Annotated in this window: 11 protein-coding genes, 2 tRNA genes and 1 pseudogene; 9 read left to right on the forward strand and 5 right to left on the reverse strand. The window is 65.9% G+C overall.

Translation table 11 applies throughout. The features are described from left to right. A partial coding sequence (locus ELR45_RS35740; protein ID WP_165368062.1) for a GTPase domain-containing protein occupies positions 1 to 940 on the reverse strand: 940 nt, incomplete at its 3' end. A gap of 56 nt (positions 941 to 996) precedes the next feature. Between ELR45_RS35740 and ELR45_RS24080 the strand changes: the two genes are divergently transcribed. From ELR45_RS24080 to ELR45_RS24090, 3 genes are all read left to right on the forward strand, one after another. Then, positions 997 to 1,551: a YbhB/YbcL family Raf kinase inhibitor-like protein gene (locus ELR45_RS24080; protein WP_129668608.1), complete on the forward strand. Its 555-nt coding sequence runs from the start codon at positions 997 to 999 to the stop codon at positions 1,549 to 1,551. A 98-nt stretch (positions 1,552 to 1,649) separates the two neighbouring features. After that, complete coding sequence (locus tag ELR45_RS24085; protein ID WP_129668610.1) at positions 1,650 to 2,198, forward strand: YbaK/EbsC family protein; 549 nt, start codon at positions 1,650 to 1,652, stop codon at positions 2,196 to 2,198. A gap of 49 nt (positions 2,199 to 2,247) precedes the next feature. Then, positions 2,248 to 2,321: transfer RNA gene (locus ELR45_RS24090), tRNA-Arg, on the forward strand. A gap of 196 nt (positions 2,322 to 2,517) precedes the next feature. Here ELR45_RS24090 and ELR45_RS24095 read toward each other — a convergent pair. Then, on the reverse strand, positions 2,518 to 3,114 hold the full coding sequence (locus tag ELR45_RS24095) for a TetR/AcrR family transcriptional regulator (protein ID WP_129668612.1): 597 nt from the start codon (positions 3,112 to 3,114) through the stop codon (positions 2,518 to 2,520). 87 nt (positions 3,115 to 3,201) lie between these two features. Between ELR45_RS24095 and ELR45_RS24100 the strand changes: the two genes are divergently transcribed. From ELR45_RS24100 to ELR45_RS24115, 4 genes and pseudogenes are all read left to right on the forward strand, one after another. After that, positions 3,202 to 3,933: an SDR family NAD(P)-dependent oxidoreductase gene (locus ELR45_RS24100; protein WP_129668613.1), complete on the forward strand. Its 732-nt coding sequence runs from the start codon at positions 3,202 to 3,204 to the stop codon at positions 3,931 to 3,933. After that, positions 3,932 to 4,060: pseudogene (locus tag ELR45_RS24105) on the forward strand (IS5/IS1182 family transposase); the annotation flags it as partial. The gene ELR45_RS24100 and the pseudogene ELR45_RS24105, both read left to right, overlap by 2 nt. 181 nt (positions 4,061 to 4,241) lie before the next feature. After that, positions 4,242 to 4,706: an HIT family protein gene (locus tag ELR45_RS24110; RefSeq protein WP_129668615.1), complete on the forward strand. Its 465-nt coding sequence runs from the start codon at positions 4,242 to 4,244 to the stop codon at positions 4,704 to 4,706. 89 nt (positions 4,707 to 4,795) lie between these two features. Beyond that, positions 4,796 to 5,125: a nucleoside triphosphate pyrophosphohydrolase family protein gene (locus ELR45_RS24115; protein ID WP_129668650.1), complete on the forward strand. Its 330-nt coding sequence runs from the start codon at positions 4,796 to 4,798 to the stop codon at positions 5,123 to 5,125. Positions 5,126 to 5,902: 777 nt separating this feature from the next. On the opposite strand, the gene ELR45_RS24125 is transcribed toward ELR45_RS24115, so the two are convergent. Continuing rightward, complete coding sequence (locus ELR45_RS24125) at positions 5,903 to 6,781, reverse strand: NAD(P)H-binding protein (protein ID WP_129668617.1); 879 nt, start codon at positions 6,779 to 6,781, stop codon at positions 5,903 to 5,905. 489 nt (positions 6,782 to 7,270) lie between these two features. Beyond that, entirely contained in the window at positions 7,271 to 7,504 is a 234-nt protein-coding gene (locus ELR45_RS35745; protein WP_165368063.1) for a hypothetical protein, read from the reverse strand. Positions 7,505 to 7,583: 79 nt separating this feature from the next. Here ELR45_RS35745 and orn point away from each other — a divergent pair, with 79 nt between their 5' ends. Together orn and ELR45_RS24140 are read left to right on the forward strand one after the other, a co-directional pair. Further along, a complete protein-coding gene (gene orn / locus ELR45_RS24135; RefSeq protein ID WP_240760098.1) occupies positions 7,584 to 8,195 on the forward strand; it encodes an oligoribonuclease in 612 nt (203 codons plus the stop codon). 61 nt (positions 8,196 to 8,256) lie between these two features. Next, positions 8,257 to 8,329 (forward strand) — tRNA-His (locus tag ELR45_RS24140). Positions 8,330 to 8,474: 145 nt separating this feature from the next. Here the strand turns inward: ELR45_RS24140 and ELR45_RS41410 are convergent. Beyond that, on the reverse strand, positions 8,475 to 8,701 hold a 227-nt coding region (locus ELR45_RS41410; RefSeq protein WP_240760099.1), incomplete at its 5' end, for a RidA family protein.

Consider the following 8,701-nt stretch of genomic DNA (forward strand, 5'->3'; position numbering starts at 1 on the left):
GGGCGCGTCGCACATCGGTCATCGCGCTGACCAGAGCCGTACGCGTGGCGTCATCGAACGTGTCCTCCTCAGCTTCGGCCAGAACGGCTCCGATGCGGCGCAACATGGCGTCGATCGCACCGTCCACCGTCTGCGCGATCACGGCCGCGCGGGCGTCCTCGTCTCCCGCCAGCTCTACGAACCACCGGGTGACCGGCTCTGCCGCAGACGACGGCAACATGCCCGCGCTGTCCAGTTCAGTCTCCTCCACGGTCAGCAAGGGCGCGTTTCCGAGGTCTCGAGCCGCAAGCAACCCGGCAAGATGGGACCTGATCTCGTTCACGGCACCGCCCAGTACCCGGTTGAGCACCACGACGACGGACATCCGGCGCTCCGCTGCCGTACCCAGCAACGTCCACGGCGCCGCATCGGCGTAACGTGAGGCCGTCGTGGTGAACAACCAGAGGTCGGCCGCGGTCACCGACTCGATGGCCGGCACCCGGATGGCAGAGGCGACCGGGTCGAGCGGCGGCGCGTCGAGCAGCGCTATGCCCGCCGGGACGCGGTCGTCCGGCAACCGCTCGATCAGCGCGTACTCGCTGCCGAACCAGCCTGCACGCTCGCCCGACGTGAACCACTGCGTGTCATCGGGATGGTGGATCAGCACGGGTATCCGAGTGGTCGGCCGGAGCGCTCCAGGAGCTGTCACGATCTCCCCGACGATAGCGTTGACCAAGATCGACTTACCCGATCCCGTCGGGCCTCCCACCGTCACCAGCAGCGGCGCATCCGTCTGTTCCATACGCGGGAGCAGGTAGAGATCCAGCAGAGTCAACAGGTCGTCGCGCTGACGGCGCACTGCCGCAGCGCTAGCGGACTCGAAGGGAAACTCCAGCTCACCCAGTAGGCGACGCACTGCGCTCAGCGCGCCGTACACGCCCGGACCAGATGGTTGTACCACACAGACATGTTTGCACTAACGTCGCTACGGACTCTGACAACACTCTGGAGGATCTTATGTCGCTCAAGCGGCCAACCGCCCCCGATCCATACGAATTGCTGCCGCCCGTCGCCGCGTTCGACGTAAGTAGCGATGACGTCCACGACGGTGACAGCCTCGCCGGCGAGTTCCTCTTCAACGACTGGGGAATGTCCGGGGACAACCTCTCGCCGCATCTGCGATGGTCCGGTGCCCCTGAGCGCACGCAGAGCTACGCCGTGACCTGTTTCGACCCGGATGCGCCGACGCCCTGCGGCTTCTGGCACTGGGTAGTGGCGGACATCCCGGCGAGCATCACAGAGATGCCCCGCGGCGCCGGAGCTGCCGACGGTCTCGGCCTGCCGGACGGCGCGTTCTCGGTCCGCAACGACACCGGAGCCCACGGGTACTCCGGAGCTGCCCCGCCGCAGGGAGATGTGCCGCACCGGTACTTCTTCGTGGTGCACGCGGTGGATGTGCCGTCGCTGCGGGTCGAAGGTGTGAGTCCCGACGCCACGCCGGCCGTCGTCTCGTTCAACCTTGCCTTCCACACTCTCGGACGCGGCATGGTCGTCCCGATCTACTCCCATTGACGTACTGTAAATGATCATGTGACGTAGATCTCCTCGTACCCCCACCGGGCACTGCTCATCACGGTACGAGGGGGCGTCGTGTTGCCCGGAGGATCCGCATGACCGCACCACACATCGGCCGGCTCCCGACACAGCCGGCGGTACAGCGCCCCGACTTGCTGGCCGAACCGGTCCACGCCGCGCTGACGAAGCACCAAGACGTCCAGGCGTTCGTCGCCGAGATCGATCCAGCGTTGGCCGACACCGCAGAGGTCTGCCGGGAGTACGACGTGGCGCTCGAGATCTCGGCGAACTGCGTGGTCGTGGCCGGAAAGCGCAGCGGCGAGCAGCGCGTCGCCGCCTGCATGGTGCTCGCGACGATGCGGGCGGACGTGAACAACGTCGTGCGGCGCCGGCTGGACGCGCGCAAGTCGTCGTTCCTGCCGATGGACGACGCCGTAGCCGCGACCGGCATGGAGTACGGCGGGATCACGCCGCTCGGCCTCCCGGAAACCTGGCCGATCCTGGTGGACCCGGCCGTCGCCGCGCTACCGTACGCTGTGATCGGCAGCGGGCTGCGCCGGTCGAAGCTCGCTGTCCCAGGCGACCAGCTGGCGGCGTGGACGGGGGCCGAGATCGTCGAGGGCCTCAGCCGAGCTGCGCAGTGAGACCCGGATCGGTCACAATAGGACCGTCCCAAGCGGTCATCGGTTGCCGGCGCCCGTAGCTCAGTTGGATAGAGCAGGAGCCTTCTAAGCTCTTGGTCGGGGGTTCGAGTCCCTCCGGGCGCGCTGACCAGCACGGGGACCAGTTTCTATACCGTCTTCAGACACCAAGAAACCTGTCGTACATGACGTTAGGATAGATGATCAACGAGGCCCCTGGGCTGCTTGGTTGGGACGTCAGACATCTCCACCAACAACCTGCGGGGTCTCGCCTGTCACGCGTCCTCGGCCATCTCCCGACCGGTGGCCAGACTGAAGAAGCTCAGTGAGCGGGGCGGGGCAGTACAGCAAGGGCTGTGCAGGCTATGTCGGTCAGCGTCTCCTCGCTCGCTCCGGCCTTGCCCAGCGCTTCAATGCCGCGCAGTACGGCGAGCACTAGCGCAGCCAGCTTTCCCGGATCCGCGTCCGCGGCAATATCGCCATTGCGCTGACAGGCTGCGATGTCGCCCTCTAGTAGCGCCTGCAGCGCCTCGATGGTCGCGCGCGCTCGCTTGGCCACCGTTTCGTCGTGTTCGGCTAACTCGGCGGCGCCCTTGGCCAACAGACATCCACGGTGGGCGGTGTCTGCGGCAGTCGCCGCCGCCACCGCGTACACGTGGGCGGACAGCCGCGCGTAGGCGTCCGCGTCGTTGCCGCACAGCTGCCGGCTCACCGCCTCGACGACAGAGCCGCAGTAATCGTCGAACACGCGGTGGAACATCGCCTGCTTTCCGCCGAACGCGCCGTACAGGCTGCCTTTGCCGAGCTCTGTTGCCTCGGCGATGTCTTCCATGCGCGTGGCGGCGTACCCACCCGACCAGAACCGCTCCCGGGCAGTGTCCAGTACCTGCTGCTCGTCGAACTTCCTAGGTCGTGCCATGGGGACAGCTTAGCCATTCTTGACTGGTTCGTCCATAACGGTTAGCGTTATGGACGAACCAGTCAAGAATTGAGGAGTGGGCGTGTGATGACGGAAGTACTAGCAGGCAAGGTGGCTGTGGTCACCGGAGCCAACAGCGGCATCGGGCTGGCCATCGCCAGGCGGTTCGCCGCGGAGGGGGCACGGGTGTTCCTGGCCGGTCGCCGTCAGGAGCCGCTCGACGCGGCCGTCGCTGAGATCGGGCCGGCGGCCACCGGTGTGCGGACCGACGTTTCGGTACAGACGGACCTCGACGACCTTTACTCGGTCGTGCGCGAGGAGGCGGGCCGCATCGACGTGCTTGTCGCCAACGCCGGCAGCGCTGTCCCTCAGCGTCTCGGTGAGATCACCGAGGAAGCCATCGACGCCACCTTCGGTACGAACGTGAAGGGCACGATCTTCACCGTCCAGAAGGCGCTGCCCCTGCTGTCGGACGGTGCCTCGATCGTAGTGACCGGATCGACCAGCGCCCGCCGCCCCGAACCGGGCCTGGAGATCTACGGCGCATCGAAGGCAGCGGTGCGCAACCTGGTGCGCAGCTGGGCGCTCGGCGCGCAGGAACGGAAGTTCCGGGTGAACGTGCTGAGCCCCGGCCCGACCGAGACCCCGGGCCTGATCGGCGCCGTAGGTCCGGACCACCAGCTCGCCTCGCAGGTGCCGCTCGGCAGGATCGGCCGCCCGGATGAGATCGCCGCCGTGGCGACGTTCCTGGCCTCGGACGCTTCCAGCTTCGTCAACGGCGTCGACTGGTTCGTCGACGGAGGCCAGGCGCAGGTCTGACCGCGCCCCGGCCGAGCGTGGCGTCGCCCGCCTCAAGTCCTGGCGGATCTTCCGTCACGCCCGCTGCAGCCCGAACCGCATGACGTCAATCGCCAAAGCCGTACTCACCCTGGAGCGGCACCGCTGAAGAAGCTCACTGACCCGCCTTGGAAGCAATCATCTAGTCAATCGTCCGGGCGTCGGCGGTCGCGGACGATGCGGTCTCACAACCATGACGGCGGTCCGACGGTACCGGTACAGTAGGTTTCGCCGTTGGCGAAGCGAAGCTACCAAACGAAGATCGACATCTGATCGGCTACGGTCACCCAATGCAGATCACGTATGAACCAACCGATTACCGATGTCCGTTCTGTGATCGCCTGGCCGGCAAGGCAGACGGGATCTCCGCTCCCGAGGACATCGTTCGCCGCACCGACGACGCGGCAGCCTTCATTTCGCCGCGGTGGTGGCCGAACAACCCCGGACATGTGCTCGTCGTCCCGACGAGCCACCACGAGAACCTGTATTCCATCTCCGCTGACGCGTATCGGGCTGTGGGAGACCTGGTACGTGAGGTCGCCATCGCGATCCGTGAGACCTACGGGTGCGCCGGCGTCTCCACCCGTCAGCACAATGAGCCGGCCGGCGACCAGGAAGTCTGGCACCTGCACGTCCACGTGTTCCCCCGCTACGAGGGAGACGAGCTCTACCGGTCGCGACCTCGACCCGGTTGGGCCACTCTTGCGGAGCGCCAGATCTATGCCAAGCGGTTGCGGTCGTACTTCGCCCAGTAGCGGGTCCACGACCTCCTCGCCAAGGGCCACAGCCTCCGCGCCATTATCTGCCACCTGGCTGGAGCCGCAACACCGTTAATATTATGGCAATGACCATGGATGATTATCAGCGAGCAGCGCTTCGCACTGCTGCCCCACGAGACAAACATAATGAGTTGTTTCACCTCCTGCTCGGCCTCGTGGGTGAAACGGGCGAGATCGCTGAAAAGGCGAAGAAGATCGTTCGTGATAAAGGCAGCGATTTTTCTCAGTGGGATACCGAGGATGTCAAGAAGGAACTCGGTGACACGCTTTGGTACGTCGCTGTTATTGCAGACTACTTCGATCTAGCGCTTGAGGATGTCGCTAAGCACAACATCGCGAAACTTGCCGACCGGCAGAAGCGAGGGGTGATCGGCGGCAGTGGCGACGAACGCTAGGCGGCCGCCGACCAGAGCCACGTCGCCAAACTCACCATCTACCTGCAAGCCGGCGCTGACGTGACCGCCGGATACCAGGCTGCAGCCGAGGTCTGGTGCCCGCACCCAACCGCGATCACGGTTCTACAAGTTCCCGGCTTCGCCCGGCCTGAGGTCCTTGTCGAGATCGAAGCACTCGCCTTCGTACCGCAAAGCGACTCGTGACGAAAAGGCAGCGAATGACGACGGTACGGCGGGCATAGCCCGAGGATGCGCCGGCGAGCGGTGCCGGCATTGGGAAGCGGCTTCTGGGTGCCGCCATAGAGGAAGCCCGCACACGCTCTCGTCGGAAGGGCGTTGTGCTGGGCATGCTCGACGGTGGCGACCAGCTCGACGATGGCTTTGACCTCGTCCTCCGGAACCGGGACGCCTGCCACGCTCGGGATCATGGATGAATTCCTTCCTGCCGGGACAGTGCGCCGTGCATGCTGTGAGGCCCGGGATGCCCGGCACATCTGCATATGCGTCGATCACGACACCTTCCACAGGGCTTTCGTGGATTGCGACGTACTGGTCGACGCGTCAGCAACGCGAACGCTCTCTGCCGTAACGCAACGATGCCGTCATCCCATGCACTACGGCATCTGTCAGTTGACTGTAATGCCCGCCAGCGGAGGTACGAGGACGAATCCAGCTCCGGCTCACCAGGCTGCCAGCCCGGTGACGGACGGCGGAAAGCCAGGGAATGAAGGGAGCCGAACGACGGCCCGCAGGCTCAAGATCGCGTGTTTCGCAGCATCAGCTTCCCTCGCCAACCCTCGTCGCGGCCATCTCTGAGGCGAAATGCTCCAGGGATATAGCGGGGTTGCCGGTGATCCGGGTAACGATGTCTGTCACCGGGATGATCAACCTGCCGGTGCGGACGTCGTCGAGCGCAGCGATGAGGAACCGGGTGTACTCCTCGGAGAACCCGCGGACCTTCATCAGGGTGGTGAACTCCTCGGGGCTCGCGTGTGACCAGCGCACTGGTTGGCCGATCGCCGCAGAGAGCGCATCGCAGACCTGGGCGTGCGTCACAGCCTCGGGCCCAGTAAGCGGCAGACGCCCTCGTGGGCCGTCGGGCGTGAGCGCTGCGACCGCGACCTGGGCGACGTCATGCACTGCAACGAACGGGATGCGCCCATCCCCGGCGGGCAGTCTCAGGCAACCCTCGCGGACCATGGCCCCGAACGAGCCCACCGAGAAGTTCTCCATGAACCATGTCGGTCGCAGGATTGCCCAGTCAACATCGAGGCGCACGAGGGCGTCCTCGGCCTCGGTGAGCGGATCACCGGCGGGCGCGCCGTCTGCATCGAGGGACGAGAGCAACACGATGCGACGCACACCAGAATCGGCGGCCATACGCAACACGTCAGGGGTACGTTCCGCCGCGCCGGGGTGGTTGAACGGGATCAGGACGTAGGCGGCGTCACAACCCGCGAACCCCGGCCACCAGGACGAGCAGTCGTCCCAGTCCATCCGGTACCACTCCCCCATGGCCGGCATCCGCCTCGCCAAGCTGCGGACTCGCCAGCCGCGTGCGAGCGCGTCGGCCGCGATCAGGCTTCCGGTCTTTCCGGTGACACCCGTAAGCGCGACGGTGTAATCGCCTGGCTCGTCCGTGGTCAGCTGCCCCATGGCGGATAGCCCTCCTCGTCAGCCGAGATCAAAAGTATAGTGAACAGGCGCGTCCCTGGCTCGTGCATGCCACAGGCTTGGACGTTGCGATGCGAGGTATCGCAGGCTTTGTCAGGACCGCGTGGGTTCGACCTCAAGCGCCCGGCCGAGGTCGTCGTTCACGGCCCCGAGGAAGGTGTCGGCGAAAACACCTGCCCGGAAATGATCCACATCCACGCTGACCTCGATGTCTCACCGCCACGGCCGTCGATCGAGGCCCAGGTCGGTGTATCGCGGGAGCACGCGCTCTGATAAGAATCCACCATGGTGCCGAGACGCCGCCCCGCCGGACGAGGCCGCCGGACCGCTCGACGCACCCCTGAGCCGACGCTACCGTCGGTAGCCGAGGTCGCGGTGTACGGCATCCTCGCCGCGCTGGTCGCCGCCACCCTACTGGTAGTGGCGGGACAGCCACGGTGGCAGGTGGCAACGGTGATCGGTGGTGCATTGCTACTGATCGGCGTCCTCGTCTTCAGCTCCTCGCGCACCCGCCAGCAACCACCCGAGCCCACGGGCGACCGCTCCGAGCCCGACGACGGCCGGACCGAAGAGACCCCGCCGCGACGACGAGGCGAGCGGCACAGCCCGAAACCTGCTGAGTACGACGACGTAGCGGATGCCGTAGAACCCGACGACGGCTCCCCCGAGAACGCCGAGCCGGGCACGGTCGAAGGCCCGGCGCATGGACGATCCCGACACGCGGGCAGTCGCGGGCGCAGGCGCAAACGATGAGATCCGCGCCGGGCGACGTATCGTTGGCGCCGTGAACAAGGACCGGCTTGTATGGATCGACTGTGAGATGACCGGCCTCGATCTGAAACGCGATGCGCTGATCGAGATAGCCGTACTGGTCACCGACGGTGAGCTCAACGTGCTCGGCGACGGTGTCGATATCGTGATCCGCCCTCCCAACGAAGCGATCGAGCAGATGGACGCCGTCGTCCGCGACATGCACACCGAGAGCGGGTTGCTCGACGAGCTCCACCAGGGGACGACGATGGACGACGCGCGACAGCGAGCGCTCGACTACATCAAGACGTACGTGCCGGAACCGGTCAAGGCACCGCTGGCCGGCAACACCGTCCACATGGACCGGCTCTTCCTGGCACGCGACCTCCCTGAGCTGGAAGGCTGGCTCCACTACCGCAACGTGGACGTCTCCTCGATCAAGGAGCTCGTGCGCCGGTGGTACCCACGCGTCTACTTCGCCAGTCCGGACAAGACGGGCAACCACCGCGCGCTGGGCGACATCCAGGACTCGATCAACGAGCTACGCTACTACCGGCAGACCGTGTTCGTGCCGCTCCCAGGCCCAGACAGCGACACGGCACGCAGCGCGGCGACCTCGATTTCCGACGGCGCAGCGACCGTGTAACGAGCTGCCCGCTCGAGGCCGTATACTTGTCGGGCCGCACCTTCGTGGAAGGTGCGTCATGGTGGCCGTAGCTCAGTTGGTAGAGCACCTGGTTGTGGTCCAGGAAGTCGCGGGTTCAAGTCCCGTCGGTCACCCAAAGGCGCGAGGTCCGGACTTCGACTGAGGAATCGCCTCGGTCGGAGTTCGGACCTCGCTCTCGTTCTGGGCGCTCCCCACCCGAGTACATTGCCTTGGATCTCCCGGTCAGTGAGCGCGCCGAACGTGCCCGCTACTCTCGCCTCACGCGACGGCGGTCCCTTCGAGCTCGACCATCTGGCCGGGGATCGCCAGCCGTGTCACCCCGAGCAGTGTGGTGGTCGGAGCCACCGCGACGGCGCCCAACCGCGACGCCAGCACGCCGTAGTGCTGGAAAAGCAGATCGACGTCGGTGGTGTAGACGTTGAGCCGGACGAGGTCCGCGAGGGACATGCCGGCCGCGCCGAGCACGGCCTCCACGTTGTGGAGGC

It is taken from the genome of Phytoactinopolyspora endophytica, assembly GCF_004138495.1.
In the GTDB taxonomy this organism is placed as follows: Bacteria; Actinomycetota; Actinomycetes; order Jiangellales; family Jiangellaceae; genus Phytoactinopolyspora; species Phytoactinopolyspora endophytica.